The sequence below is a fragment of the Roseibium sp. TrichSKD4 genome, assembly GCF_000148725.1.
Lineage (GTDB): Bacteria > Pseudomonadota > Alphaproteobacteria > Rhizobiales > Stappiaceae > Roseibium.
The window spans coordinates 290,737-316,491 of sequence record NZ_GL476310.1; the positions used below are offsets into that span (position 1 = coordinate 290,737).

Annotated in this window: 23 protein-coding genes; 8 read left to right on the forward strand and 15 right to left on the reverse strand. The window is 54.4% G+C overall.

What is annotated here, in order from left to right; translation table 11 throughout:
- Position 1: 1 nt before the first annotated feature.
- From TRICHSKD4_RS07140 to TRICHSKD4_RS07155, 4 genes are read left to right on the forward strand one after another with little or no spacing between them, the layout of a single operon-like run.
- On the forward strand, positions 2–1,186 hold the full coding sequence (locus tag TRICHSKD4_RS07140) for an acyl-CoA dehydrogenase family protein (protein WP_009466818.1): 1,185 nt from the start codon (positions 2–4) through the stop codon (positions 1,184–1,186).
- A gap of 3 nt (positions 1,187–1,189) precedes the next feature.
- The gene (locus TRICHSKD4_RS07145) at positions 1,190–2,098 is read left to right on the forward strand and encodes an amino acid--[acyl-carrier-protein] ligase (RefSeq protein WP_040616543.1); all 909 of its coding nucleotides are present in this window, start codon (positions 1,190–1,192) and stop codon (positions 2,096–2,098) included.
- Between the two features lie 6 nt (positions 2,099–2,104).
- Entirely contained in the window at positions 2,105–3,085 is a 981-nt protein-coding gene (locus TRICHSKD4_RS07150; RefSeq protein WP_009466820.1) for a DUF1839 family protein, read from the forward strand.
- Positions 3,086–3,100: 15 nt separating this feature from the next.
- Positions 3,101–5,629, forward strand: a complete 2,529-nt coding sequence (locus tag TRICHSKD4_RS07155; RefSeq protein ID WP_247642787.1) for a glycoside hydrolase family 2 protein — start codon at positions 3,101–3,103, stop codon at positions 5,627–5,629.
- Here TRICHSKD4_RS07155 and TRICHSKD4_RS07160 read toward each other — a convergent pair.
- From TRICHSKD4_RS07160 to TRICHSKD4_RS07170, 3 genes are read right to left on the reverse strand one after another with little or no spacing between them, the layout of a single operon-like run.
- The gene (locus TRICHSKD4_RS07160) at positions 5,626–7,350 is read right to left on the reverse strand and encodes an alpha/beta hydrolase (RefSeq protein WP_009466822.1); all 1,725 of its coding nucleotides are present in this window, start codon (positions 7,348–7,350) and stop codon (positions 5,626–5,628) included. The two genes, TRICHSKD4_RS07155 and TRICHSKD4_RS07160, sit on opposite strands and share 4 nt — an antisense overlap.
- A complete protein-coding gene (locus TRICHSKD4_RS07165; RefSeq protein ID WP_009466823.1) occupies positions 7,343–8,863 on the reverse strand; it encodes a lipopolysaccharide biosynthesis protein in 1,521 nt (506 codons plus the stop codon). Before TRICHSKD4_RS07165 ends, TRICHSKD4_RS07160 begins: the two co-directional genes overlap by 8 nt.
- A gap of 60 nt (positions 8,864–8,923) precedes the next feature.
- The gene (locus TRICHSKD4_RS07170; RefSeq protein ID WP_009466824.1) at positions 8,924–9,847 is read right to left on the reverse strand and encodes a glycosyltransferase family 2 protein; all 924 of its coding nucleotides are present in this window, start codon (positions 9,845–9,847) and stop codon (positions 8,924–8,926) included.
- Between the two features lie 103 nt (positions 9,848–9,950).
- Here TRICHSKD4_RS07170 and TRICHSKD4_RS07175 point away from each other — a divergent pair, with 103 nt between their 5' ends.
- Entirely contained in the window at positions 9,951–11,066 is a 1,116-nt protein-coding gene (locus TRICHSKD4_RS07175; protein WP_009466825.1) for a polysaccharide deacetylase family protein, read from the forward strand.
- 4 nt (positions 11,067–11,070) lie between these two features.
- Here TRICHSKD4_RS07175 and TRICHSKD4_RS07180 read toward each other — a convergent pair whose 3' ends face one another.
- Genes TRICHSKD4_RS07180 through TRICHSKD4_RS07190 form a run of 3 tightly spaced genes read right to left on the reverse strand, consistent with a single transcriptional unit; the run spans position 11,071 to position 14,144 of the window.
- Entirely contained in the window at positions 11,071–12,111 is a 1,041-nt protein-coding gene (locus TRICHSKD4_RS07180) for a glycosyl transferase group 1 family (RefSeq protein WP_009466826.1), read from the reverse strand.
- On the reverse strand, positions 12,108–13,280 hold the full coding sequence (locus TRICHSKD4_RS07185) for a glycoside hydrolase family 5 protein (protein WP_139052000.1): 1,173 nt from the start codon (positions 13,278–13,280) through the stop codon (positions 12,108–12,110). Before TRICHSKD4_RS07185 ends, TRICHSKD4_RS07180 begins: the two co-directional genes overlap by 4 nt.
- A gap of 12 nt (positions 13,281–13,292) precedes the next feature.
- Positions 13,293–14,144: an MATE family efflux transporter gene (locus TRICHSKD4_RS07190; RefSeq protein WP_009466828.1), complete on the reverse strand. Its 852-nt coding sequence runs from the start codon at positions 14,142–14,144 to the stop codon at positions 13,293–13,295.
- A 528-nt stretch (positions 14,145–14,672) separates the two neighbouring features.
- Between TRICHSKD4_RS07190 and TRICHSKD4_RS07195 the strand changes: the two genes are divergently transcribed.
- Complete coding sequence (locus tag TRICHSKD4_RS07195) at positions 14,673–15,335, forward strand: WecB/TagA/CpsF family glycosyltransferase (protein ID WP_208993023.1); 663 nt, start codon at positions 14,673–14,675, stop codon at positions 15,333–15,335.
- A 9-nt stretch (positions 15,336–15,344) separates the two neighbouring features.
- On the opposite strand, the gene TRICHSKD4_RS07200 is transcribed toward TRICHSKD4_RS07195, so the two are convergent.
- Together TRICHSKD4_RS07200 and TRICHSKD4_RS07205 are read right to left on the reverse strand one after the other, a co-directional pair.
- Positions 15,345–16,109 (reverse strand): cobalt-precorrin-6A reductase, encoded by a 765-nt coding sequence (locus TRICHSKD4_RS07200; RefSeq protein ID WP_009466830.1) that lies wholly within the window; start codon positions 16,107–16,109, stop codon positions 15,345–15,347.
- Positions 16,099–17,193: a cobalt-precorrin-5B (C(1))-methyltransferase gene (locus TRICHSKD4_RS07205; RefSeq protein ID WP_040616479.1), complete on the reverse strand. Its 1,095-nt coding sequence runs from the start codon at positions 17,191–17,193 to the stop codon at positions 16,099–16,101. Before TRICHSKD4_RS07205 ends, TRICHSKD4_RS07200 begins: the two co-directional genes overlap by 11 nt.
- A gap of 120 nt (positions 17,194–17,313) precedes the next feature.
- Here TRICHSKD4_RS07205 and cobA point away from each other — a divergent pair, with 120 nt between their 5' ends.
- Both cobA and TRICHSKD4_RS07215 read left to right on the forward strand, forming a co-directional pair.
- Entirely contained in the window at positions 17,314–18,183 is an 870-nt protein-coding gene (gene cobA, locus TRICHSKD4_RS07210) for a uroporphyrinogen-III C-methyltransferase (RefSeq protein WP_009466832.1), read from the forward strand.
- A complete protein-coding gene (locus tag TRICHSKD4_RS07215; RefSeq protein WP_009466833.1) occupies positions 18,180–19,487 on the forward strand; it encodes a cobyrinate a,c-diamide synthase in 1,308 nt (435 codons plus the stop codon). Before cobA ends, TRICHSKD4_RS07215 begins: the two co-directional genes overlap by 4 nt.
- Positions 19,488–19,510: 23 nt before the next feature.
- Here the strand turns inward: TRICHSKD4_RS07215 and TRICHSKD4_RS07220 are convergent, their stop codons facing one another.
- The 7 genes from TRICHSKD4_RS07220 to TRICHSKD4_RS07250 form a co-directional block, all read right to left on the reverse strand.
- Positions 19,511–20,143: a class I SAM-dependent methyltransferase gene (locus TRICHSKD4_RS07220; protein WP_009466834.1), complete on the reverse strand. Its 633-nt coding sequence runs from the start codon at positions 20,141–20,143 to the stop codon at positions 19,511–19,513.
- A 62-nt stretch (positions 20,144–20,205) separates the two neighbouring features.
- Complete coding sequence (cobM, locus tag TRICHSKD4_RS07225) at positions 20,206–20,976, reverse strand: precorrin-4 C(11)-methyltransferase (RefSeq protein WP_009466835.1); 771 nt, start codon at positions 20,974–20,976, stop codon at positions 20,206–20,208.
- A complete protein-coding gene (gene cobJ, locus TRICHSKD4_RS07230; RefSeq protein WP_009466836.1) occupies positions 20,973–22,817 on the reverse strand; it encodes a precorrin-3B C(17)-methyltransferase in 1,845 nt (614 codons plus the stop codon). The genes cobM and cobJ overlap by 4 nt, the downstream gene beginning before the upstream one ends.
- Positions 22,787–23,512 carry a precorrin-2 C(20)-methyltransferase gene (gene cobI / locus TRICHSKD4_RS07235; RefSeq protein WP_009466837.1) on the reverse strand — a complete coding sequence of 242 codons (726 nt, stop codon included), beginning with the start codon at positions 23,510–23,512 and terminating at the stop codon, positions 22,787–22,789. Before cobI ends, cobJ begins: the two co-directional genes overlap by 31 nt.
- Complete coding sequence (locus tag TRICHSKD4_RS07240; RefSeq protein ID WP_009466838.1) at positions 23,509–24,711, reverse strand: bifunctional cobalt-precorrin-7 (C(5))-methyltransferase/cobalt-precorrin-6B (C(15))-methyltransferase; 1,203 nt, start codon at positions 24,709–24,711, stop codon at positions 23,509–23,511. The genes cobI and TRICHSKD4_RS07240 overlap by 4 nt, the downstream gene beginning before the upstream one ends.
- A complete protein-coding gene (locus TRICHSKD4_RS07245; protein WP_009466839.1) occupies positions 24,708–24,920 on the reverse strand; it encodes a hypothetical protein in 213 nt (70 codons plus the stop codon). Before TRICHSKD4_RS07245 ends, TRICHSKD4_RS07240 begins: the two co-directional genes overlap by 4 nt.
- A complete protein-coding gene (locus TRICHSKD4_RS07250; protein ID WP_009466840.1) occupies positions 24,917–25,585 on the reverse strand; it encodes a precorrin-8X methylmutase in 669 nt (222 codons plus the stop codon). The genes TRICHSKD4_RS07245 and TRICHSKD4_RS07250 overlap by 4 nt, the downstream gene beginning before the upstream one ends.
- Positions 25,586–25,755 lie beyond the last annotated feature (170 nt).

Below are 25,755 nucleotides of genomic sequence, written 5' to 3' on the forward strand. Positions count from 1 at the left end.
CATGACCGCTGCTGGACCTGTAACTGCTATGAGTTTGCCGGAACGCGCGAAACGTGCCGCAAAGGTTGCCGCCAAATATGCCGATGCTGTCGATCGCGAAGGTAGGTTTCCCAGTGAAGCGCTGGACGCGATGAAAGCCGAGCGCTTGATGGGCGTCATGATCAAGGCTGAACTGGGCGGTGAGGGTGCGAGCCTCTCAGAGGTGGCAGACGTTTGCGTCACCCTCGGCCAGGCATGCGGGTCAAGCGCCATGGTTTATGCCATGCACCAGATCCAGATCGCGAGCCTCAATGACTATGCCGTTGGAAGCGCATGGTATGAGGAATTTCTGGGCCGCGTTTGTGATGAGCAGCTTCTGATCGGATCTGCCACCAGCGAAGCCGGTGGAATTGGCGGCAATCTGCGCAATTCTATTTGTGCTGTTGACGTGGTCGGTGATGTGGTTCGTCTCGAGAAAGACGCCACCGTGATTTCCTATGGTGAAGCTTCTGATGCGATCATGGTCACCTCCAGACGCAACGCGGATGCAGCGCCTTCGGATCAGGTCTCAACGGTTTTCGTCAAAGGGCAGTACACGCTCGAAAAAACGACCGATTGGGACACCCTCGGTATGCGCGGCACCTGCTCGGAAGGTTTTATCTTCCGTGCCGAAGGGGCGAAAGAGCAAATCTTGCCGCGGCCTTTTGCCGAAATTGCGGCTCAATCCATGCTGGCGGTATCGCACCTCCTTTGGAGTGCGCTTTGGTATGGCATTGCCTATGACGCATTCGCGCGCGGGCAATCCTTCGTCAAAGCGGCAGCACGGAAAAACCCGGGCCAGACACCGCCGGGTGCGCTGCGGGTCGCTGAGGCAGCCAATCTCTTGCAGCAGGTCAAGGGCAATGTCGTGTCAGGTCTGAAGCAGTTTGAAGCTGCCAAGGGCAATCCAGATGCCTTGAACGCCATGAGTTTTGCGGTGGCTATGAACAACATCAAGATCGGCACGTCCCAAACGATCCTGACAGTCATCAATCATTGCATGCTGATTTGCGGTATCGCTGGGTACAAGAATGACACGCCCTACAGTTTGGGGCGGCATCTGAGAGATGCTCATTCGGCGCAGCTAATGATCTCCAATGACCGTGTCTTGGGCAACACCTCGACAATGCTTCTGGTCAACAAACCTGACCCGAGCCTTGTGGGGTAAATGATGGAAAAGCCGATTTCATTTCTCGACCAGCTGTTTGAGAAGCGCATTCTCCACGACAGCGGCGTTGACGGCCTTTATGCGCGCAGCGCGCAGTTTGAGGATGTGGTCAGCCGGTTTGAAACCTTCGCGCTCACTTTTGGTGCAGATGAAATCACCGAATCCATGATGTTCCCGCCCGGTATGCCCATGGCTGATTTTGAGACCAGCGGGTATATGAAGAGCTTTCCGCATTTGGCGGGAACGGTTCATGCCTTTTGCGGGTGCGACAGTGACCATATGGGTTTGCTGCAATGCCTGGCCGAGGGTGAGGACTGGACGAAGAATCAAAAGGCAACACAGGTGGCACTGACACCTGCAGCTTGCTATCCGCTTTACCCGATATTGGCGCGCCGCGGTGTTTTGCCGGAAGATGGTGCCTACGTTGCTCTGCAGTCTTATTGTTTCAGGCATGAGCCGTCGAAAGACCCGGCGCGGATGCAAATGTTCCGTCAGCGGGAGTATGTTCGCGTGGGAACCGCTGAACAGACCATGGCCTTCCGGAACACATGGAAAGAGCGGGGGTCGGTGATGATGGAGCGCCTGTGCCTGCCGCATGAGGTCGATGTTGCAAACGATCCGTTTTTTGGGCGCGGTGGCCGCATGATGGGTGTAAGCCAGCGCGAGCAAGCCTTGAAGTTTGAGATGTTGGTCCCGATCAACTCGACGGAAAAACCTACGGCCTGCATGAGCTTCAACTACCACACCGACAATTTTGGCAAGGCATGGGACATTCGGCTTCCCGATGGCAATCCAGCCCATACCGCTTGTGTAGGCTTCGGTCTGGAGCGGATCACGCTGGCCTTGTTCCGCCATCACGGGCTTGACGTCGATGCGTGGCCGGATGAGGTCCGTTCCGCTCTGTGGGGGTGACGGGTCATGTCGCATGCCATTTTCCCGGATCTCAACCCGGCCACCTATCAACGCCACAGTTTGCATTCGGCTGAACGAGACTGGCCGGAAACCAACTGTTATCTGGATGTCTGGATTGAGCTGCTTAATGCAATGGGATTACCGCCCGAGGCCTGCCTGGGGTCGTTGATCACGCAAGATTTTGAGGGCGATCAATTCACTTTCTTCAAGGTGCCACTGGAAGACCTGGAGACTCTATTCGACATTCGTGTCACCGAGTTGGCTATCTATAAACGGGTTGAGGATCATATCCTCGAACAGCTTTCACGGGGGCGTCTATCTCTCGTTGAGGTAGACAGCTATTACCTCCCGGATACGCAGGGCTTTGGCTACAAGCAAGCTCACGGAAAGACCTCAATTTCGGTCAATCGGTTGGATCTTGAAGCTCGGACAATGGATTATTTCCACGGCTTGTCCTTTTACCATCTGGAAGGAGACGATCTGGACGGCATTTTTCAGCGCGGAGCTTTCGCGCGCGAGCTTCCGTTCATGCCGTATGCCGAGTTTATAAAGCTACCGGACCAATTCCCCGCCCGCGAAATGGTTGTCGAGCGGTGCCGCGCCCTTTTAAAGCGCCATATTCGGAGGCGGCCCAAAGAAAATCCGATACGCTCATTTGCTGCCGTGATGCCAGACCATGTCGAAGGACTTGCACAACAGCCTTTCGAGGCTTTTCATCTTTACGCTTTCAATACACTGCGTCAGCTTGGGGCCAATTTTGAACTCTATGCCTCGCACCTGTCTTGGCTGGAAGAGCAGAACAGTGGGCCGGTGACGGAGGCAACAGAAGCTGCCCGCCAAATCTCGCAAACCTGTAAGACGGTCCAATTTCAGCTTGCCCGCGCAGTGATGCGAAAGAAGTTTCAAAATCTGGACCATTTGCTCGACTCAGCGATTGATGCATGGGACGAGCTTGTCCAAACTTTGGATACCATCCCGCAGTCCTGAGGCTTGGACCTAACCTTGACCGAACCCAAAAGTCTTTCTCCGATCTGGTCCCCGTCAGGGATGCATCTGTACGCCGCAGAAGCGGTCCTCAATGAAGGTTGGTCACTGGCGCTAACTGAACCGGATAGATTTTTAGACCCTGAAGAGCTGGCGGATGCGGGGCTGAACTGGGTTGCCGCCAAGGTGCCCGGTACGGGCGCTGCATCATTGGCAGAAGCGGGCCTCTATGACCCGGAAAACCCGCACCCTCTTCATGACCGTGATGTCTGGTACAGAACCCGGTTTGAAGTTGAGCATCCGGGCGCAAAGCGAATTGTTTTCGGCGGTTTGGCTACAATTGCCGAAGTGTTCTTAAACGGCGAAAAACTCTTGGAAACCGAAAGCATGTTTCTGGCTCAAGAGGTTTTCGCCAAGGTCAAAGATACAAACACGCTTGCCATCTGTTTTCGCGCCCTTGAACCACGCCTTGGCAAGAGGGGGCCACGTGCGCGATGGAAAACGCAGCTTACCGCTACGCAAGGCCTGCGCCATTTCCGCACCACCTTGTTGGGGCACATGCCGGGCTGGTGCCCGGAAGTCCATGCCGTTGGTCCGTGGCGCCCCATCACACTGCATGATGCGCAAGCTCCGGTTCTTTCAAACCTGAAAATTCAGTCCGAGCTCTTGCCAGACGGCGCTGGGCGATTGTCCGTGTCTTTTGAGGCAGGCAAGTTAGACGCTGTCCCGCACATTTCGTGCGCGGGCTCTGAGTGCGCGATGACAAGGGGGGGAAATGGTCGATGGGTGGCAAGTGTTGAGCTTGCCGATATCCATCCCTGGATGCCCTCCACACACGGCACACCACATGTGTATGAGGTGGCTTTAGACATCGACGGACAGGCTGTCAGTTTGGGTAAAACCGGCTTCCGGCGCATTGAGGTTGATCGCGGAGCAGATGGAAAAGGCTTCGGCCTCAAGATCAACAGTGTCCCCGTCTTCTGCCGGGGAGCGGTGTGGACGCAGGCCGATTTGCTGGGCCTGTCGGGTACTAAAGAGGCCTATCGCCCGCTGCTTGAGCTTGCCCGTGATGCGGGCATGAATATGCTGCGCATCGGTGGGACTATGACCTACAAGACACGGGCGTTCTTTGACCTGTGTGCGGAGCTGGGTATTCTGGTTTGGCAGGATTTCCAGTTCGCCAATTTCGACTATCCCGTTGCCGATGATGCATTCGCGGACCTCGTACGCGCTGAAACCCGTCATCAATTGCAGATGCTCGAAGGTTGTCCTGCCCTTGCGGTCTTATGTGGTGGCAGCGAAATCTTCCAGCAAGGCGCGATGATGGGGCTTCCGGAAAGCCGTTGGCGGGGGGCGCTCTCTCAAACGCTTTTGGCGGATTGTGCAGCAGAACTTCGGCCGGATGTTCCTTACGTTGAAAACTCCCCGGTCGGCGGACATCTTCCATTTTCTGCCAATGAGGGCATTGCACATTATTATGGGGTTGGGGCCTATCAGCAGCCTCTTGAGGATGCTCGCCGCGCCAATGTCCGATTTACGACCGAATGTCTGGCCTTCTCCAACGTGCCAACGCGGAGAGCATTGGAGCAAAATTTCGCCCTGTCCGTTGATGATCCGAGATGGAAAGCAGGTATCCCGCGTGATCGCGGCGCGGATTGGGACTTTGAAGATGTCCGAAACCACTACCTGAAACGCCTTTACGACATCGAAGGTCCGGACATTCGCGACGCCGATCCCGAGCGCTACCTTGACCTCTCAAGAGCCGTTGTTGCAGACGTTCTGGAGGCAACGATTTCCGAATGGAGGCGCTCACAAAGCTCGTGTCAGGGAGCGCTGGTCTGGACGTTTCAAGATGTGGCAACCGGTGCAGGCTGGGGCGTTGTAGATGCTGCCGGTCATCCGAAGTCCGCTTATTATGCGCTTAAGCGGTCGTACCAACCGCTCCATGTTGCCTTGATCGATGAAGGGACAAACGGTGTTCAGGTTCATCTGACCAATGACACGCCCTTAAGTCAAAACATTCGCTTGGAAGTCACGTGTTTGCGGGGCGGTGCAGTTCCAGTAGTCAAAGGACAACGCGATCTCGTGCTGACGGCCCAAGCTCAAATGGACCTGCCAACGACGGACCTGTTCGGGGCATTTTTTGATACCGGATATGTTTTCAAGTTTGGCCCTGCCTCACATGATGTTGTCGTTGCGCGGCTGATCGCTTCCAACACCGATTTGGTCTTGTCGGAGGCGGTTCATTTCCCGCTTGGTTTTTCAACCGAGCAGTTTCCGCTGAAGGTATCTTTCGAGTTCACGGAGGTGGATGGTGGTGAGTGGGTCTTGAGCCTAGAAACAGAGAAAACGCTTCGGTTCGTGCAACTGGACTTTTTGGACTTTCGAACATCAGATGACGGGTTTACGCTTGTCCCGGGGCGAAAAAAGCAGGTGCGCTTGAAACCGGAACCCGGAACCGAACACACCCGGCCGCAGGGTAGCCTTCGAGCGCTAAACGGTCTTGGAGAACTGAACCTCAGCCCTGACGTATCGAAAAAGACCTAGCGCTCAATCAGGTTTTCCAGATATCCAAAAAACGATTCTCGAGCGGCTGGTGGTGTCAGATTGTGGTCTGCGTTTGGCACCTTGGTCAGGGTCACGTTCGGATAGGCGCGAAGGCCCTTCCGATCTTTGCCAAAATAGAGCGCCAACTGTTCTAGGCTCTGATCGCCCTCACTGCAGAGAAAATACATTGAAACATCACGTGCACGAAGGGCTTTGAAGATCTCATGGCACTCCTGGCGAAACCGTCCATGCTTGGAAATGTTAGGCCAGACTGGTGCAATCATGTGAGAAACACGCGTGACAGCATGGCTGCTCAAGCCGCGCATGACACCGGGAATGCTGATGTCCCCGGTCAAAAGCCGCTTCAAGGTTTTGGGGTCACCAAACCGCTTCTTGTAATCCCCCATGGAGCGCGGCCCCATGCGTGTTGGGTCAGTCAGGCTTTCCTCCGGGTCCCAAATCAATCGGACCTGATTGCACAAAAACAATTGAGTGATCCGATCATCTCGAAACGCGGCCTGAAACGCAGTATAGGCCCCGCTACACCGTCCCACCAAGGTGATCGGGCCGGAGGTCTTTGTTCGGATGAAATCAATGAGCGCGCTGGTGTCCTTGATCGGACCCTCCGTATAAAGCACTTGCTCCGGCTCACTGTTAGCTGGAGGACTATCGCCAATATTGGCGAAATCAGCCCGTAAACAAAGCGCACCTTTCGAGGCACATCGTCGGCTTGCCTCAACCCACGCACGCGCCCAACCACCATGATGGTCGTACCCAGAATTCAAAAAGATAAGTGCAGGCGCATCCGGCTCGGAGGCTTCAGGTGAGCAAAGCACTCCATAAAGCGGCGCGCTTCCTTCAATAATGACACCCTCTTCAATGTAGCCAGAGCCACTTACATGCGTGGACCAGGTGGTCTGAAGCGGGAAAATGCTGGTAGCTGCGGAGGAGTGCTCAATGCACCAGTCAACAATCTGGCTCAATACCTGATCAGGAATAATGGAGGCCGTTGGGTCTTCCAACAATTGAGTGTAGCCATCAAACGCGATTTCTGAAACAGGGCAACCTGCTTCCTTCATTTGCGCCACAAACTTCTGATCGGACGCTTTGTCCTCTCGACTAACCACCAGAGTGGGAATATTGGCAAGTCGAGGCGGAGAAAAGGTCCGGAGATCCTCCGCTAGCCGTGGCTCCATGATAATGCCAGCAATGGACACGTGGCCCAGTAGTATTTGAAAAGCATCAAGGCCTAGGCCATCATGAATGACCTTCGCTCGTAGCTCCACCTCACGCAAATATCTTCTGGGGTTACCAACAGGGGCTGCATGCACAACACCCTTTACAAGGGAGTGGCTATAAATCTGCTGGGCAATAACGCTTCCCAACCCAAACCCGAAAATGATGATTTCATCTGCGCCGCTTACCTTGTGCAAGGTGTCCAGCGCTGACAGGGCTGAGCTTTCCCAGGCTTGCAAACTTTGCCCGTCTCTTGGGTCCAATGCGTCAACGGTGCCGGGGTAGTCAAACCGCAAGGAAGCGATACCCGCTTGCGAGAGTTCTTCGGCGAGTCGGCGGAAAAACTTCCGGGTGCAAAGTTCATCAAAACCCCACGGCCGCAGCATGAGAACCGCTGCGCTACGGCGGGTTTCCAGGTTTGGAGCGGCGAAAATGCCATGACTATCGATCAGTGAAACGGGAACAGGGCGCAGATGATCAATCATTCAGCGAACGCTTCTCTGCAGGAGCCAGAAAATACAGTGATTTAATCGCAACGTCTTGGAGGCGTTCCGGAATAACCTTTGGAAGATTGGCTTCTATTGCCCAAATGTCTTCTACGGGAATGCATTTCAAAAGCCGAAGCGAGAACAGATAGGAGAACGCGCCAGCAGCAATTGCCAAACCCAGACCCCAGATGTCCGGCTGATACGACAGGGTGAAGTGTGCAGCAGCAGCGCAGGCAATTCCCGCTGAAAGCAATCGGATCATTTCCCAGACATCAAATTTCACGTCGAGCTTGAACCAGCAAAAAAGGACGAGCCATAGAAGCCAGATTATGTGGATCGCGGCCCGAACCCAAGCGGCACCTTCGCCGCCGAGCGAGGGAACCACAAGAGCGAGTACGCCAACAGAAAGCACCGCGAGTATGGGAGTGGAGTAAAGGAAAAAGGAGGACATTTCTCTTGCACTGATAGTCAAGGACGGAACCATAGACAGGGCAGTCGCAAGCGCAGAGGCGACAATGATGATGGCCATCGGTATGGCTGCCGCAAATTCAGGGACGAACAAGAGGGGCAGCATTACCGGGATCACAGCTGCCCCGCCGAAGCAAATTGGCATCATCATGAGTGTGATCCATCGCAACACTCTTTGATAAGTCAGGTTTATCTGTTGCACATCGTCGTTATCGTGGTGGCGCCCCATATGTGGGGTCAGGGCGGCGACCATTTGAGTTGGTAGTTGAACAACGAGATTGGACAGGGTCAGCCCTGCGGCGTAGTAGCCGATTTCCGTTGTCGAAAAATATAACCCGAGGAACAGGATTTCGATCCGACCCCAGATCATCAATCCCATAATGTCAGAGAACCACTCATTGCGGGCATGTGCGCGCATTTTGGGTTGGACAACGACGCCTTCTGCAGCAGGTATTTTGATATATTTTGAAAGTTTGACCAATTGCGGAATGTATCTGGCGACATAACCTGCAAGTGCCCCGGGAACGCCAAAAAAATAGGCGCCAATCAGCACGCACGGCAGTTGAAGCAAACACCCAATAAAGACCAGCCGTCCCGTTTCGTCAAAACGATTCAAGCCCCGCGCAGAGGCCTCCGCGATTGAGGCCAAACTGAACACTGCAAAGAACAGCGCTATCATCATCCAGGTTTCAGGAGTGTAGGTAAAAGCTCCATCAGAGTTCTGGAATACGTAACCGTACCCAGCGAACCCCAAGGTAGTCAGAGCAACTGGCATTGCGAAATAGGGAAGCAGCACCCTGGTCAGACCACCACCGGGATTGCCGGGGCGGTCATATCTCGGCATATAGCGGTTCAAAATGTGGGAAATTCCCAAGCCTGCAACCAGCGTCATAGTTGTTGTCAACCACAGGGAAAATGCGATCGCACCGCTGCCGTCAGGCCCCAACAACCGCGCAATACCGATGCTGCAGAGAAAACCGAAGGAAAGGGAAACGAGACCGGCCAATGTACTGAAGGCGGAAGCTGTAATAAAACTGGCCATGGAGTGTTTGTACGCTGGTCTGAAGAATGGGAGGCGAAATCTAGCTTGCGATCTTTGCTATCACATCCGACCTAGCAAAGTCTGCAGGATACGGCGACGAACGGTTCCGCGGGTCAAGGCAAGCCGAAGCATTGTGACAAGGTCTCCCTTGGCGCGGGCCCTATGAAATGCCGCAATAGGTGCCATAAGCGCCATATCCTCTAGTCGTTTGTCCAGCGCTTCAAGCTCTTGCACTGTGAACTTGTGCAGATGCTCGGACCGAAGTTCCTGTAAATGGTGTCGGAGCATCGTCGTATCTGTTGTGCTGCGGGAATAGGGGGAGGCAACTTTACTCAATGGCCCAACCGGTAGCGCATAGATGTAAAGCGGCTCATCTATGAACAGGGCCCGTCCACCAGCTAAGAGAATTTGCAGGTTCAGGAGAAGATCCTCACCCACTCGCACATCTTCGTTATAGCGAAATTCATGAGTCTCGAGAAAAGACCGACGCATGAGCGGCTGAAGATATCCGAGATCATGTTGGTCTTCACGGCCTTGATGCAAGAAATCGAGAAAGGTCAACGCACCGGTTTGCCGCTCGTCATATATCGGACCTGTTTGCTTTCCAGCGACGGCATCAAACCCCATGATATTGTCCGCGATAAAGTCGAAATCAGGTGCTTGGGCCAGCAAAACCTCGAGGCGTTTCGGATGCCAAAGGTCATCAGAATCCAATAGGCCAACCCAAGTGCCTTTCGCTTTATCCAATGCTGCGTTTCTGGCTGCCGAGGGCCCTTGGTTTTTTTCGAAATGTATAAGCGTGACCCTGGTGTCGGTCTCGTAGGTTTTTGAAACAAATTCCGCAGTGCCGTCTGTTGATCCATCATCCACCACGAGAACTTCAACAGAGTGGTTGTGTTGTCCTAGCGCACTGTCAATCGCGTGGTTTACACATGCTTTGGTGTTATAGCAGGGGATGATTACCGAAACTTCAGGTATGGGCATTCAAAGGCTCATTAGGGCGTTGATGAAATACTAAAAACGATCATCGGGTTTATAACCTCGCTAAGTTGACGCAATTTCTGGTAGCTGTCTTTTTGGAGTGGGCATGCCTCTTTTTTTTCAAAATATGCGTCGGGTTTTTAGAGAACTGAATGAAACGCCGCTTTCAGATCTGCCAGTGGCTTTGACGGGGTATGCAAAGCCTAAGATTGAAAAAGGCATTGAAACGGGAGCCTTCAGACTTGGGCTTATGAACTTGTTAAGTTCCCGGTTTCGTGGTCCGGGAATAGCTTTGATGTTTCACGAAATTCAGACGGATGTCGAAAGCGAGTTGTTAACTGGGTGCCCGCCTGAGCAATTGCGCGAGATATTGAGAGCAATCAAAAGCGATGGCCGGGATGTTGTAACAATTGAAGAAGGGCTGGCGCAGCTTGGACAACAGAACCCGAAACCGTTTGCGCTCCTGACTCTTGACGACGCTTATCGTGATAACCTGGAAATTGCGCTGCCCATATTGGAAGAGTTTGCAGCGCCAACCACTCTTTTTGTTCCCACAGGCATGATAAATCGCCAATTGGATGTCTGGTGGCTTGAGCTTCGGGCAGTTCTAAAGCATCACGAAACCTTTGCTTTTCCGCCAATGGATCGCGTGTTTGTGTGTGCTGACACAGCAAGCAAAGCGGCAGCCTTAAGAAAGGTTACCGCTTGGGTCGGCACCGACCAAGGCCGAGTGAACGAACTGACTGCAGCTTTGGCGCCCTACGGGATGAACAAAGCGTCTTTAATTGATAGCTACGCTATGGACGACGCCACTTTAAAGCAGTTTGCGGCGCACCCCTTGGTCACGATTGGTGCCCACACGACCACCCATCGATTTATGTCTCAATTGAGCGATGATGAAGTCATGCGCGAATTTAAAGACAATAAGGAGTTTCTCGAAAATCTCATTGGCCAGAGGGTTGAATTTTTAGCATACCCGTATGGAACCGAGGGGGCTTGCGGCGAGCGGGAAGCAAATCTTGCCAAAGAGGCTGGTTTCAAAGCAGCCTTCACAACAAGGCCCGGTCACGTGTTTGCTGAGCATCTAAAACTGCCGCATCTGCTGCCGAGAATTGATGTGGGTTATTTCCCTCAGCGCAAAGCAGCGTTAGCCAGTCGGCTTTCGGGCTTCCAGAGAGCCATGTTGACCGGATGGAAAGAGCCCATCGCCACCTTGACCTGAGTTTTCAGGCTCTACCAAGCGTTTCATAGAGCTCAATATGTCGTCGAGCGATTACTCGCCAGTCGTATCTGGCTTGAACGTCGGCGAAGTTTTTCGGATACGAGATGTCACCCTCTTTAAACACCTCGGGCTGGGTCACAACACGCAGTGCATCTGCAGGGGAACTGACCTCTTGCGCGATGGTCTTGATCCATTGGGGTGTTGCGTTGCCAAATGTGGTCAACAGTTTACATCCATTGACCAAAACAGCGGCCATGCTTCCGCGCCGTTCATCGGCCCCGGTTGGGAAGGGCAGGTAAGCAAATTCGTGTTCAGCTAGCAGCCTTGCGACCTCATCAGGCGAACGACTCTCATAGAGGTTGAAACCAATGTCTCGGGATTTTTCGCGAATTTGCGCGTGGAAGCGGTCTTTCCCCTGAACGGGTGCTCCGATTACGGAGATACTTGAAGGGTCAATACCTCGGCTTTTCGCAAGAATGGCGAACTCCAAGAACTGCTCCAGCCCCTTGCCCGGCCAAAACAGGCCGAAGAATGCGACTGTTGCCGATTTGCGTGTGATGTCTTCCGCCTTTGGTATGTTGCTTCCAATGGGAATGACGACGTCTTGCCCTTTGCGTGCCGGATAGGTTTTGGCAAATCGATCAAGTTCATCTGATCTGGTGAACACTCTTGCGCTTGTGCCTGTGGCAATCGGCGCAAAGATAAATCGCCAGTAGGCTCGATAAACTTGGAACTCATGAAGGGTGACGAGTGTTGGAATTTTAAGACCAAGATGCCCTGTTACTGCTGGCAGAATGGATCTCTTGTAGCCAAGGCTTGGATACTGAACGTGAACAAGGTCCGCTGCACTATCAGCCAATAGGGACTTGTACTGTGAGGCTTGCAGAAGCGACCAGTTTTTCATCTCTATCTGCTCGACACTGACACCCTCAGCTCGCAGAGCATCCGCCAGACAGTTGCTGTAGTCGCCCACACCGCATTTGCCAGGTGTCCGGGTGCCGCACACGAGGGCAACTTTAATCTGCTTCGCTGGTCTGCTTGTCATTTTGCGACAGGCTGTTCAAGTGGAGTGCAGTTGATCTGGCGCTGGTCAAAAGGTTGCCAATAGGCTGATAGAAGCTTTGTTTGTGGCTGGTCTCCAGCTTCAGTCGGTTGCAACGAGAGATAGTAATCCCCCCACCACTCTCCGGCGGCCCAAGCGGTCCACCCAAGCCATACATCATTGTTGCGATTCAAATAGAGAACAACTTCAGCCAAGCCCTGCAAACAGTCGGAAGACTTCGTGCCGCCGAACTCACCAAGAAAGCCTGTATAGCCATTGTCGCGAAACCACTTTTCCACTCCGCGTAATGCGTTCAGCGCGTCATTCACCCTGGGACAGGTCAAATTCGTGCCGGAAAAATTCTCGTCAAGATACTGGTGAATATCGAACGTGTAATTCTGCAGCGGATCTATAACGTTTTTCATGACCTGGGCGTTTGAGCCACCATCCTGCTGGTCGAACCAATGGATGGCTCCCGTCCAAAGCGTACCTGGAACCATGATCAAGTTGTTTGCGCCAGCCTCTCGTATGGCCGAAATCGCTGCATTGGTTGCTTCTAGCCAATCTGCTGCAGTTATCTCAACAGGCTCATTCATCAAGAGGTAGATAACATTGTCTTTATTGGCGAAAAACGGTGCTAGTTGAGCCCAAAAGTCTGCAAAAGCAGCGACGGTAACGTCGCCACTGCCAATTTTGTGTAATCCATATTCAGCGAAGTTATGGGGGCTCAGGACAACGGTCATGCCCCGTTTTGTCATCCGGTCTACCACATCTATAAGGCGACCAAGTTCAGCCTTGTTGAAGGGGCCATGCAATGAATTTTGCAGGCGTTCCCACCTGAAAGGAAATCTGACCGTGTTGACACCAAGCGCTGCAAAATGATCCAGCGTTTTGTCCGTCGGATAGATGAACTGCTGACCATATACGCCGGGCAAAGACCCAAACTCAGCACCGGCGATATTGATGCCACGAAGACAGGTTGCAGCATGGGCGTTCGCCGCAATTCCAAATGCGGGAAGAAAAAGAGACAGAAACAGCGCGACAGCACACGAGAATTGGCCTGATTGAATACGCAATAGAAGCACCAGATTTTTGAATAGTGATTTTCCCAACCACCGGAACGGGACTGGCTCCCTCATCAAATATTGCGAGGGGTAATTTAATCCAATCATAGGTTGTGAAGGTTACCAGATCCTTTGGCTCGTCACCTGATGCAGTCTTTTCTCTTCGAAGAAAGGGTCATTCACCGGCTCAGGTGTCAGATGCACCATAAGTCTTCTCGTGGCAAAAATCCCGGCAATAGCAAAAAGCACCCCACCTACGGCTTGCCCTATCAATACGCCAGAGGCCCCGAAAAAAGCTGCTCCCAATAGCGCAAATGGCCAGGTTCCAATCGTGTGCCGGGACCAGTTCAGCAACGTAGAATAGATCGGTTTTCCCAAATTGTTGAAGCTGGCATTGCAGACGAAAATGGCTCCATTGAAAAACTGCAGGAGCGCCAGAGGACCGCAGAAGAGGAATAAAAGTGCAGCCATTTCACCGGTCGCACCGAACATATTCGCGATAGGGGTGCGCAGAAGATACAGAACTGCGGAAACGAAAAGGACGTAGAGCCCGACAAAAACGAGGCCATTAATAAATGTCTGTCGAACACGGTCCATTCTGCCTGCGCCAAAGTTTTGGCCTACAATTGGTCCGATTGCACCGGAAAGTGCCAAAACGACTGCAACGGCAAGCGGGGTAAGGCGACCGATTACGGCCATGGCAGCAACAGCAACCTGAGCAGACAGAACAATGAAAGACTGGCTTTCCAATTCCACGTTTTGAAATTCGAGGCTGCTTAACCCTGAGCCGGGTGAATTGGCAAGCACCTGAATCCCACCTTGCGGCTCGATCAGGACTTCCACCCCTGTGCGGTAGGAGGGCGTTTTCAAGGCGAGGAAAGCCAATGCAAGAGGCACCGTGATGAGCGGTCCCAACAGGAGCCAGATCACGTTTCGCCGCAATATTCCCGGAATGTCTGAAATATCGACCATTCGCTTCCATCAAACTACAAAGTCCAGCCCTTGGAAGAGGTGTTCACAGGTCGGGGTTCATCGGATTCCCAAATGCGTGACCAGTTCGAAGGTGTCCAACAATCATCTATGAACAATCATGATTAACAGTTTACAAATATACCGCCTTATGATTGCAATAAATAGCATGAGCAATGAAAAGTTACAAACATAACTGGTAAGCGTTCACGCAGAAAGATCAACAGCCTAGTTAGTCTTTGCAATGTATTTCGCGTGTCGTGGAATGTCTAAAGGTGTGGTTAACCACTAGGGAATTTGGCGGGTGGTGGTAACGGGATTTTTCACGAGGATATGAATTATAGGGAAGTCCTATGCAAACCGTCCATTTCGGGTAAGAACTTGTCCAGCACAAGTACACTAGAAAATGAAAAGAACGTGAATTGTCAAAAGCAACCGGAAACGGGGGCTATTGGACCTTTCCGTCTTCTGTCAATGCACTTGGATAGGGCAGTTTCCCATGTTCGTTCCGCGGTCGACCAACGACGAAAATTGAACATTGCGATCTGCAACGCGCATACGCTTCTAACGGCGTTTGACGACGCTGAATATGCGCACCTCTTACAGTCTATGACACTTTTGAATGATGGGATTGGCGTCAATATTGCTAATAATTTTCTGAACGGACAGAGCTTTCCAGACAATTTAAATGGAACAGATTTTGTTCCTTACATGCTTAAAACAATCGGCGTGCCATTGCGCATCTATTTATTTGGTGCGCATGACGCGCAATTGGTTGGAGCTGCTGCTACAATCCGTGAGCGCTATCCAGACCACATAATTGTTGGGCAAAGATCAGGTTATTTTGAAGCAGGTGAGGTGCCAGCCATTTGCCGTGAAATCTCGGAGGCAAAGCCGGACTTGTTGCTGGTCGCCATGGGCAACCCGCGGCAGGAACGCTTCATCATGGAACATCAGGATAGTTTGGATGTGCCGGTTGCGATCGGCGTGGGCGCATTGTTTGATTTTATGTCCGGCAGTGTTGCGAGAGCCCCAAGGGTTTTGCAGGTGATAGGTCTCGAGTGGCTGTTCCGTCTTACGTTGGAACCAAGACGCTTGTTCAGACGCTATATCATCGGGATACCGCGGTTTCTTTTTGCAATTTTCAAGTTGCGCCTTGGGCGTCGGGGAAAAGCAGCGCCAGAGTCACTTTAGTGTCTGCCGTTATCTCGGCGCCCGCCCTAAGCGGTGCGCCGTTTCTGAAACGATCAGATCAGTGGTCCCATAGGTGTCTGCTTTCGGGAGTTCAGGTCGTTGAACCATGATAACCGGAAGGTTCAAGGCTCGGGCGGCCTCCAGTTTGGCGAATGATCGCGTGCCGCCGCTGTTCTTGCAGACAAGGGTAGATATGTCGTGGCGCTGCATCAGCTCGATTTCGTCCTGAACGGTTTGTGACGGTCGCGCCAGTTCCAGATGCCAATGGTCGGGTAATGGGACGGCGGGCGGCTCGATCATGCGCGTCAGCGCGAAGACGTCTTGTCTATGAACAAACCGTTCGATTTCCTTTCGCCCGACTGCGAGAAACACCCGGCTCCCACTGTGCAATCCGTCCAACGCTGCCTGCATATCGGGCGCGTTTTGCCAATCATCACCCTCTTGAGGCTGCCACTCAGGGCGCTCAAGTCTTATGAGTGGACGGGATGTTAAATATGCAGCCGCGGCTGCATGATGACTCATTTGCGAAGCAAACGGATGCGTAGAGTCAATCACGAGCCGAACATCATGGGTCTCAAGATAGCTTGTAAGACCATCAACACCGCCAAAGCCCCCAATTCGCATGGGAACCGGTAAATCGGGAAGGTCCTGAACGCTTCCGGCATAAGAGGCCACAATTGTGAGATCCGGAAACTGAGCGTTCAGCGCTGCTGCCAAGCGACGAGCTTCAAATGTGCCGCCGAGGAGCAAGATATCAATCTTGTCAGGGTTCAAAGCCGGTCTCTCCCAGCACGTTCCCGGAGCGGTCAATGATCATGACCTCAACTGAAATTGGCGCATCGCGAAGGATGGATCTGACTGCGGATTGGGTCCGAAAGGCGAGCGGTGTGGCAAGATCCACATCATGCGAACGTGCCGCATCCAGAACTTCCTTTGCCGTGTTGGCTTGTTTGGGAAGGGTTACAAGGCCGGCCGGTGCACCTGCCTCACTGAGAAGGTCTTCCAGAAACATAAAGTCCACCTGACTGCGCGCGGAATGTAAATCAAGCGCACCTTGGGCAAGCTTTGTGAATTTGGCAAATCCACCTGCCATAGTGAGCTTTGGAACCGGATGAGCTCTGAGATATTTTAAGAGTCCTCCGGCAAAGTCGCCCATGTCGAGATAGGCAGCCTCTGGCAATTGATAGCGCTCGCGCACGGCGTCTTCTGAAGTGGAACCAGTGGCGCCAATGACATGTTGAATGTTGGTCGCACGGGCAACATCAATTCCGCGATGAATGGATGCAATCCACGCAGCGCAGGAAAACGGTCGCACGACCCCGGTTGTTCCCAAAACCGATAGGCCGCCAACGATCCCGAGACGGGGGTTCAGCGTTTTCTCCGCAAGGGCTTCACCGCCCTCAATGGAAATCTCGACTTCCCAATCGGGAGCCGCACCCAAGGGAGCACAGACCTCCTGTATCGCGGTTTGGATCATTTGCCGCGGGACCGGGTTGATGGCTGGTTCTCCGGGAGGGATCGGCAAGCCGAGACGCGTCACAGTTCCAACGCCGGGACCGGCCTTGAATACGATCCCTTCGCCAGACGCCAAAGGTCTGACGGTTGATGAAACCAAAGCACCATGGGTGACGTCCGGGTCGTCACCGGCATCTTTTATGATTGCGGCTCGGGCGCCATATTCTGTGATCTCGTGACTGGCGAGCGCAAAATCGGTTGTTCCGCCTTTTGGAAGGGTGATGTTGACCGGGTCTGGAAACGATCCGCTCACAAGTGCTGACACTGCCGCTTTTGTTGCAGCGGTCGCGCAAGCGCCTGTCGTCCAGCCCCGTCTGAGCTCGTTCGGTGTCTTGGTCTTCATGGGGTGGTTATAGCGCAGTTTTCTCCGCTTGCCCTTGTTCAATTCGGCAATGTCGGATGTGTGACATTTGCGGGTCTTAATTGCTCTTTTCCAACGGAGGTTTAATGATTACAAGAAGGTATGAGCAACAGTTCTGACATTCTTGGCGCATGTGACGCCCTGCCCGTGTTTGAGGCGGGATGGGTGTGGCTGGCTGGTGCAGGCCCTGGAGATCCGGGCCTGTTGACGCTGCATACACTCAATGGCCTGCGTCAGGCCGATGTCGTTGTTTATGATGCCTTGGTCGATACCTCGATCCTTCAATGGGTCAAGCCGGGCGCACTTGTCGATTATGCTGGCAAGCGGGGCGGAAAACCCAGCCCGAAGCAACGCGACATCACGTTGAAGCTGATTGACTATGCGCGCAGCGGCAAGCGGGTTCTGCGTTTGAAGGGCGGCGATCCGTTCGTCTTCGGACGCGGTGGTGAAGAGGCGCTGGGCCTTGTCGATGCCCGAGTGCCGTTCCGAGTTATTCCGGGTGTGACAGCCGGGATTGGAGGCCTTGCCTATGCGGGCATTCCAGCCACGCATCGCGACTGTAATCAGGCAGTGACTTTTCTGACCGGTCACGATCAAACGGGCCTCACACCTGATGCTGTTAATTGGGACGGGATTGCAAAAGGGTCTCCGGTCATCGTCATGTACATGGCGATGAAGCATTTGGAGACGATTGCTACCAAGCTGATTGCGGGTGGACGATCCGTCGATGAACCGGTGGGCATTGTCTGCAATGGCTCGTTGCCAACCCAAAAGGTACTAGAGACAACATTGGGAAGCTGCGCGGAAGATGCCCGCAATTCCGATCTTGAACCTCCCGCCATCGTGTGTGTTGGCGAAGTGGTTCGTTTACGCGCCGGATTGGATTGGCTTGGAGCGTTAAATGGCCGCGAGCTGATTTCTGATCCACTCGGGATCGAGGGGGGCGCTGGAGTGTCTGCCAGTCAGGCATGACTTTGGGCCAAGCAAAAGGCATCTTGATTGCAGCCCCGTCTTCGGGAAGCGGAAAAACGACGCTCACCCTTGCCGTACTGCGGGCATTGCGGAACGCCGGCCATTCAGTTGTGTCTGCCAAATCCGGACCGGACTATATCGACCCAAAGTTTCACGAGGCAGCGAGTGGTGCGCCCTGCGTTAACCTCGATGCATGGGCGATGCCTGAACTCGGTCTTCGGGCACTGGCGCGTGGTCAGGCTGAAGGACATGATCTCTTTATCATTGAAGCGGCGATGGGCCTGTTTGACGGTGCAGCCAATGGACAGGGATCCGCCGCTGATCTTGCCACAAGTCTCGGCGTACCCGTCTTGCTGGTAATTGATTGCGCCAAACAGGCACAATCGGTGGCGGCTCTTGTCAACGGGTTCGCCTCCTTTCGCTCCGATGTCCAAGTTTGCGGTATTGTGCTGAACAAGGTGGGCAGTGCACGACATAAAGCAATACTTCGCTCCGCCCTTGAGCCATTGGGACTTCCCGTTTTGGGCGCAATTCCAAGAGCTGCTGAGCTTGCTCTACCAGAGCGCCACCTGGGACTTGTGCAGGCAGAAGAACATGAGGGCTTGGAGGGCTTCCTCGGAAATGCAGCGGAGGTCGCCGAACAACATATCGATCTCGGACTGCTGGCAAATCTGTGTCAGCCTTTAGGTCAAACAAGTGATGATCCCAAGCCTCTTATCAAGCCGTTTTCACAGCACATCGCGGTCGCGCGTGATGTCGCCTTTGCCTTTTGCTACCCACATATGGTGAGTGGTTGGCAGGCGGCCGGAACTGAAGTCAGTTTCTTCTCACCACTTGCTGATGAAGCGCCGTCGCCCTCCGCACAGGCGATCTATTTGCCCGGTGGGTATCCGGAGCTACACGCTGAAAGATTGTCTGCGGCAGCCAACTTCAAGGTTGGTATGAGTAACGCTGCATCCTCAGGCAAGCTGATCTACGGCGAGTGCGGCGGCTTCATGACCCTTGGCGAAATCCTGATCAACAAGGATGGTGTCGGCTACGAAATGCTCGGCCTGCTTCCGCTTGAAACCAGATTCGCGCACAGAAAGCGACATTTGGGCTACCGGCAATTGAAAGCGCTGGTCGAGGCACCGTTTACCGGGAGCTATGCGGCTCACGAGTTTCACTATGCATCGACCATCCGCGAGGGAAAGGCAGATCGACTGTTTGCTGCCAGCGATGCAGAAGGGGCATCACTGGGGAAAATGGGCCTGAAGGTCGGCTCGGTCATGGGATCGTTCGCGCATTTGATCTGCGAACGTTAAGACCAACCGTAAATGCGCAGACTTCAGACCTTGATCACTGTACACAATTCGCACTCAACGCCCTCGTGAACATGATAGGGCCGGTGTTCGATGGAGTGGATGGTGACCTTTCCATCCGCTTTCAGCTTCTCGAAATAATCCTTGAAGCCATCTGCCTCCCAAGCGCTGTCACGAACAGTAATGACGATTGGAGCGCCCGGTTTCGTGATCCGGATCAGTTCATCAAGACCGCTTGGTCCCACATGTCCATTCGTGAATACCCCGGCGCTGATGACCCCGTCATACATGTCCGTTTCAAACATATCGAGGCTGGCAGTCATGTCGGCTTCGACGAGGTCGCGGTAAACGCCTTTCTTGGCATGGGCGACCGTCAGCATTTCAGGGGTCAGATCAATTCCGTCGATCAAGAGATCCTTGCCAAGGTCCCGCAAAGCCTGACCGGCCAGTCCCGAGCCGCATCCGGCGTCCAGAATTTCTGCGGTGCCGGAAACCAGCTCTGTCAGCTTTTCTGCCACAAGCCGGGGGGCGACATAGCCGGTTCCTTCCAGCATGTCTTTTTCATATTTATCGGCCCATTCGCCATAAAAGCTGCGAGTGGCTTCCTTGTCTCCGCCGAGAGAGATCGCGCTCTCCAACAGGTCGTTCTGATCGGCCATGACAACTCCTCCAGATTTCTTGTCGGATAAGAGCGTAATCGACCAGAACGTTGGAACGCAAATCAGGCCAATTTCTTTTTGGGTCTGAGCACGTGGACGTGATCGGCATCATAAAGGGCGCTGTCTCGGAAATCCTGTCCGGGCTTCAAGGCATGACCTACAAAAATCAGCGCCGTGCGGGTGATTTTCGCCGCGCGTACCTTTTCTGCTATTGAGGAAAGTGTCCCGTGAATGAAAGCCTCGTCCGGCCAGCCGACACGGTAGGCAACAATCACCGGGCAATCTGCACCGTAATGTGGGCTGAGTTGGCGCTCTACTTCTCGAAGGTTGCGGATCGACAAGTGAATGGCCAGCGTTGCACCACTCTTGCCGAGGGTATCCAGATCCTCGTTGTTTGGCATTGCAGAGCTTTTCATCGCTGTGCGTGTCACGATAACGGTTTGCGCCACTTCCGGGATGGTGAGTTCCGTTTTGAGAGCTGCAGCAGCCGCAGCAAAGGCGGGCACGCCCGGAGTGACGTCATAATCGATGCCAAGGGCTTCCAATCGGCGCATTTGCTCTGCAGTTGCGCCATAAATTGACGGGTCGCCGGAGTGTACACGGGCAACGTTTAGGCCCTTGTCGTGAGCTTGCTTGATCTCATCAATGATCTCGTCCAGCGTCATCGGTGCCGTGTCAATGACACGCGCACCTTCCGGAGCAGCTTCGACAATTTGTTCTGGAACCAGCGAACCTGCATAAAGGCACACAGGGCAGGATTGGATCAGTTTCAGGCCGCGAACCGTAATCAGGTCGGGATCACCGGGGCCAGCGCCAATGAAATGAACGGTCATTCTGCAGCTCCTTGCAGTTCCGGCTTTGGGGCATCAATTCGTTTGGCATAGCCGCGCGGTGTGTAGACAAACGGGCGTCCATCGCCGCGCAGAACAGCCTTTGAGTTGGAGGACCCAACCAGCACGGTTGTCAGCATGTCGACTTCATCCACGGTCAGCGCGCCCAGTGTCGTCACGCGGACGGTTTCCTCTGGGCGCCCCAGATTGACGCCCAGAACAACGGGTGTTTCGGCTGGCCGGTGCTTTAGCAGTATTTCGCGGGCCGCCGCCAGCTGAGACCGGCGGCGTTTGGAGACCGGATTGTAAAAGGCAACCACGAAATCACCGCTAGCGGCCGCATGAAGGCGCTTCTCGATCGCCTCCCACGGCGTCAGCAGGTCGGAAAGGGAGATGGCACAAAAGTCATGGCCAAGCGGTGCGCCGATGCGGGCGGATGCGGCTTGAAGCGCCGAAATGCCCGGTGCATTGGTCACACTGACACGCCGTGCAGCATCAGACACACCGCCATTTGCCTCATCACGATCAAGCAATTCATAGACCAGAGCGCCCATGGCATAGATCCCGGCATCACCGGATGAAATCAGGGCAACGTTCTTGCCCTTGCCGGCTTCCTCCAGCGCAAAACGAACCCGGTCTTCTTCCGCACCAAGCGGGAAGTTGTGGTGGGTCTTGCCTTTGATGTGGCTCGAGACGATGTCGAGATAGAGCGAATAGCCCACCACGTCTTCGGCTTGGGACAGGAGACGTGTTGCCTGCGGGGTTCGCCATTCATCGGCTCCCGGTCCAATTCCGATCACGGACAGATGTCCGCGCGCCCGTCCAACCGAAAGGGGGGCAATCGGGTCTGAAGCGCGTGCAATGGCGCAGGTGGCATTCGTTGTCTTTTGTTTTTCGAGGACCAGCTCGCCGTCTTGCCCAACAGCGGCAAGCGCAGCGCCCTCACTGACGCCATGACAACCGACTTCCTCAAAGACGACATCAGAAGGGTTTTTGAGACGCCGTGCTTCGGTTTCGAGAGTTTTTGCATCAAAGACCCGGAATGGCACACCGAGGTGATCGGCAAGTGCATTCATGGCCGTTTCGTCGGCCTTCAAGTCGATGCTCGTAACGCAGGCGATCGCGCCTTTGGCGATGTTTTGGGTGGTAAGGTGGGTCTCAACCAAACCAATCAGTTCGTCTGCAGCACATCCGCGCGCACAACCAACACCGATCACATGGGTTTGGGGATGGTAGACGAGCCGTGTTGGCGATCCCTGATCCTGCTTTTCTGTGACGGCCAAAGTGATTGCAGCCGAGTCAGAGATTGGAAAGCCCGCTGATGACAGCCAATTCGCGTCACCCTCAATCCAGACAGATGCACCAGACAATAGCTCAGCCATGACCGGTTTTGCATCTTCCGGATTGGCAAGGCTCCAGCCCTTGGGCGGAGCGTCGAGCGCAACTCCAAAGGCGCTATCACCTGCCGTGGTGATGGCTGCATGCCCATCCAGAAGGCTTGAAAGGGAGCGGGCCAGTTCATTGGCTCCTCGGTGACCACCCAGCAACGGAACAACGCTTTGCCCATCCTCGGAGACCGCCAGAACCGGTGGCTCGGTACGCTTATCATTCAAAAGCGGAGCAAGCGCGCGGATCAAGATGCCGCTTGCGCAAACGCCGATGATCGGGTGACCTGCTGAAAAGAGCAGCCGAATATGATCGAGCGTCTCGCTGAACAGCGTGTCCGCTTCGCGAATACGGCCAGCAAGCCCATGAATAGCCGAGCCGGGAAGAGCTTGTTCCAGACGGCGGGCAACGGGCAGTCCTGCGTCATTTAGGACGAGTAGGATGGGGGAAGCGTCCACGCTTCGTCTCCCTTGTAGATGAGGATCATGGAAAAATACGGGGCGCGATCTGAGGGCACATCAGCGAGGCGGGTGACCTTTTGCTCCGGCAAGCTGGCGCGTTCGACATATCCGGCTTGGTCAAGAAGGCCCATGTCATTCAGAAGCGCTTTAAGTCGCGGCAGGTGACGACCAACCTTCATGATGGCAATCGCCTGTGCCTGCTCAATCCTGGGGCGTAACTCAGCATCCTCCAGCGGTCCGGGGAGAACCGTCAGAACGTCGGTCCGACTGGTAAGAGGACGCTGGAGCTGCACTGCGCAGGCTGTCAATGATGTAACGCCGGGAACAATCTCGCAGGCATAGTTTCCCGAGAGCCGTTCAAACAGGTACATGAACGAGCCATAAAAGAAAGGATCACCCTCGCAAAGGGTAATCACATCTTCGCCGGCATCCAGCGCCGCTGCAATCTCCTCGGCAGCTTTGTCATAGATCTCTTGTGCCGGAAAACGATCCACCCGCATGGGGACGATTATCGGGATTTCCCAGGCTGTTTCTGGAATAACGGATGCGGCGATGGAGCGCGCGAAGCTGTCACCAGAATCAGGGGCCGGATAGGCGATGACTTTCGCGGATGAAATCAGCCGATGGGCCTTTAAGGTCATCAATTCCGGATCGCCGGGACCAAGGCCAACGCCAAAAAGCGTTCCCGTCATGACTTTACAAAACTCCATTGTGTCACCGGCATCAGGGGGCGCCAACCTGTCAGCCCACCGACAGCGCTGGCACGTTGAACCGAAAGCCGTGTCAACTCGCCGCCAAAGGTGGTCCAGGCTGACTGTATGACCGCTTCGCCTTCAAGCGTCACCGCATTGGCAACAAGCCGCCCGCCGGGTTTCAAGGCCTTGTGACAGATCTCGACAATGCCCGGTGTCGTTAAACCGCCGCCGATGAAGATCGCATCCGGCGTCGGCAGGCCATCCAGCCCATCTGGGGCAGAAGCGTTGCGGACATCAAACTGTGGTACGCCTAACTCAAGCGCATTCAGATCGGCCATAGCACGGCGCTCGTCATGTGGCTCAAGACCAATGGCTTTGGTGCGTGGCGCAGCACGCAGCCACTCAATTCCGACCGAACCGCATCCAGCTCCAATATCCCAGAGCACAGCACCTGGATGCGGCTCAAGAGCAGACAGGGTAACGGCCCTGATCTCGCGTTTGGTCATCTTGCCGTCATGGTGGAAGGCATCGTCGCTCAGGCCCGGTGTGACAGCCAAAAATCGTTGCCCCGGCGTCGATCGAACCTCGATTGCCAGTGTATGAAAGTCGGCTACATCTTCACGCCAGCTCTCGGCGACACCGGAGACAATCCGTTCCTGAGCGCCGCCCATATGCTCCAACACAGTCATGCGTGATGGGCCAAACCCAGCATCCGTCAATATGTCGGCAACACGTGTGGGAGTTTCAGAATTGCTGGTCAGAGCCAGTATTTGTGCGCTGGGATAAAGGGATGGCTTCAGCGTCTCCACCGGGCGACCGTGAAGGGAAAGGCACTCTGTGTCCTGTACGGCCCAGCCAAGGCGGCTTGCGGCCAGCTGAAACGCAGAAAGGGATGGGAGGACGTCCATTTCGGAGGCCGGGAAATGCTTTGCCAGAGTAGAGCCAATCCCAAACCATTGTGGATCACCGGTCGCCAGAACCGCTACCTTTTTCCCCCTCAAGGCCTTTAGATGGTCATAAACATCGGAAAACGGGCTGGGCCATGTGCGTTGCTCAGCTGAAACAGGTCCGACCAACTCAAAATGGCGGGCACCGCCGTAGATTACCTCCGCCTCTGAAAGCATATGGCGGGCCGCTGACGGTAAACTGCCGTCTTCGCCCATCCCGATCAGGCTTAACCATTTTCCGGAGGTCATGATTTGCGCTCCAGATTGAACGGACGAATAGTGGGCTTTGTCGCCAGCTCCTTGGATTTTGCGTCGGAGTTTGGCGCGATCTTGCGTTTGCCACGCGATTTGTGATGGGCTTTTGGGTCTTCGCCCGGCGCACCTTCAGGCCCGCCATGGGAGAGAAACCCGTACGAGCGCATGGGGGCGCCTTTGCGTGTCGACTTTCGCTCACTCATATCCGCTCCTCCGGCAAACCGGCCGCGAGCGCATTGACGGCCGCAGCTGCAATTGCAGACCCGCCGCGTCGTCCCTTCAGGGCAAGAAACGGTAGGTCAAGAGCGTTGGCAGCCAGCGCATCCTTGGATTCTGCCGCGCCGACAAATCCAACTGAAAACCCCAGTATGGCAGCCGGTTTTGGCGCTCCGGAAGTGATCATTTCCAGCAAATGAAAAAGAGCCGTTGGAGCGTTTCCAATGGCGACAACCGAGCCTTCAAGATGCTCGCGCCAATGCTCAACAGCAGCGGCAGACCGCGTGGTTCCCATGCGTTGAGCCAGTTCCGGTACATCATCGTGATTGAGGGTGCAGATGACCCGATTGTTCGCAGGCAAGTGTCTTTGGATGATCCCATGCACCACCATCTCCACATCGCAGAGCACAGGTGCGCCCCTCATCAATGCGTCATGCGCGGTTTCGGCTACTTCGTCAGACCACATCAGGTCGTGCGGAATGTCCGTCATCCCGCAGGCGTGGATCAGACGAATGGCAACAGGTTGCAAGGCAGGAGGCAGGACGTCGAGCTCTGCCTCACTGCGCACAATTGAAAAAGACTGCCGGTAGATGGCAGCTGGGTCTTTTTCATAATCGTACCCCTCGCCGCCCGTTGCATCGTCAAGTGTCACTCGGGCTTGCTCATGGAGTTTGGCCCCAGCGGATGATCCGCATGCGGGTAGGGGTGATGGTGGTGATCGTGTCCATGGTCGTGCCCATGATGGTGATGGTGATGGTGATGACCACCCTTGCGCACCTCTTTCTCACAGGCACCGGTGCAGATTTCATCACAAAGCTTACA

Bases quoted from the DNA above. Each gene is read 5' to 3' on its own strand.
- cobA (WP_009466832.1), top strand. From the start codon at position 17,314: ATGAGCAACAGTTCTGACATTCTTGGCGCATGTGACGCCCTGCCCGTG.
- TRICHSKD4_RS07220 (WP_009466834.1), bottom strand. From the start codon at position 20,143: ATGGCCGATCAGAACGACCTGTTGGAGAGCGCGATCTCTCTCGGCGGA.
- TRICHSKD4_RS07215 (WP_009466833.1), top strand. From the start codon at position 18,180: ATGACTTTGGGCCAAGCAAAAGGCATCTTGATTGCAGCCCCGTCTTCG.
- TRICHSKD4_RS07190 (WP_009466828.1), bottom strand. From the start codon at position 14,144: ATGGTCGATATTTCAGACATTCCGGGAATATTGCGGCGAAACGTGATC.
- TRICHSKD4_RS07205 (WP_040616479.1), bottom strand. From the start codon at position 17,193: ATGAAGACCAAGACACCGAACGAGCTCAGACGGGGCTGGACGACAGGC.
- cobI (WP_009466837.1), bottom strand. From the start codon at position 23,512: ATGACGGGAACGCTTTTTGGCGTTGGCCTTGGTCCCGGCGATCCGGAA.
- TRICHSKD4_RS07150 (WP_009466820.1), top strand. From the start codon at position 2,105: ATGTCGCATGCCATTTTCCCGGATCTCAACCCGGCCACCTATCAACGC.
- TRICHSKD4_RS07185 (WP_139052000.1), bottom strand. From the start codon at position 13,280: ATGATTGGATTAAATTACCCCTCGCAATATTTGATGAGGGAGCCAGTC.
- TRICHSKD4_RS07175 (WP_009466825.1), top strand. From the start codon at position 9,951: ATGCCTCTTTTTTTTCAAAATATGCGTCGGGTTTTTAGAGAACTGAAT.
- TRICHSKD4_RS07240 (WP_009466838.1), bottom strand. From the start codon at position 24,711: ATGACCTCCGGAAAATGGTTAAGCCTGATCGGGATGGGCGAAGACGGC.
- TRICHSKD4_RS07245 (WP_009466839.1), bottom strand. From the start codon at position 24,920: ATGAGTGAGCGAAAGTCGACACGCAAAGGCGCCCCCATGCGCTCGTAC.
- cobM (WP_009466835.1), bottom strand. From the start codon at position 20,976: ATGACCGTTCATTTCATTGGCGCTGGCCCCGGTGATCCCGACCTGATT.
- TRICHSKD4_RS07170 (WP_009466824.1), bottom strand. From the start codon at position 9,847: ATGCCCATACCTGAAGTTTCGGTAATCATCCCCTGCTATAACACCAAA.
- TRICHSKD4_RS07180 (WP_009466826.1), bottom strand. From the start codon at position 12,111: ATGACAAGCAGACCAGCGAAGCAGATTAAAGTTGCCCTCGTGTGCGGC.
- TRICHSKD4_RS07140 (WP_009466818.1), top strand. From the start codon at position 2: ATGACCGCTGCTGGACCTGTAACTGCTATGAGTTTGCCGGAACGCGCG.
- TRICHSKD4_RS07165 (WP_009466823.1), bottom strand. From the start codon at position 8,863: ATGGCCAGTTTTATTACAGCTTCCGCCTTCAGTACATTGGCCGGTCTC.
- TRICHSKD4_RS07160 (WP_009466822.1), bottom strand. From the start codon at position 7,350: ATGATTGATCATCTGCGCCCTGTTCCCGTTTCACTGATCGATAGTCAT.
- TRICHSKD4_RS07145 (WP_040616543.1), top strand. From the start codon at position 1,190: ATGGAAAAGCCGATTTCATTTCTCGACCAGCTGTTTGAGAAGCGCATT.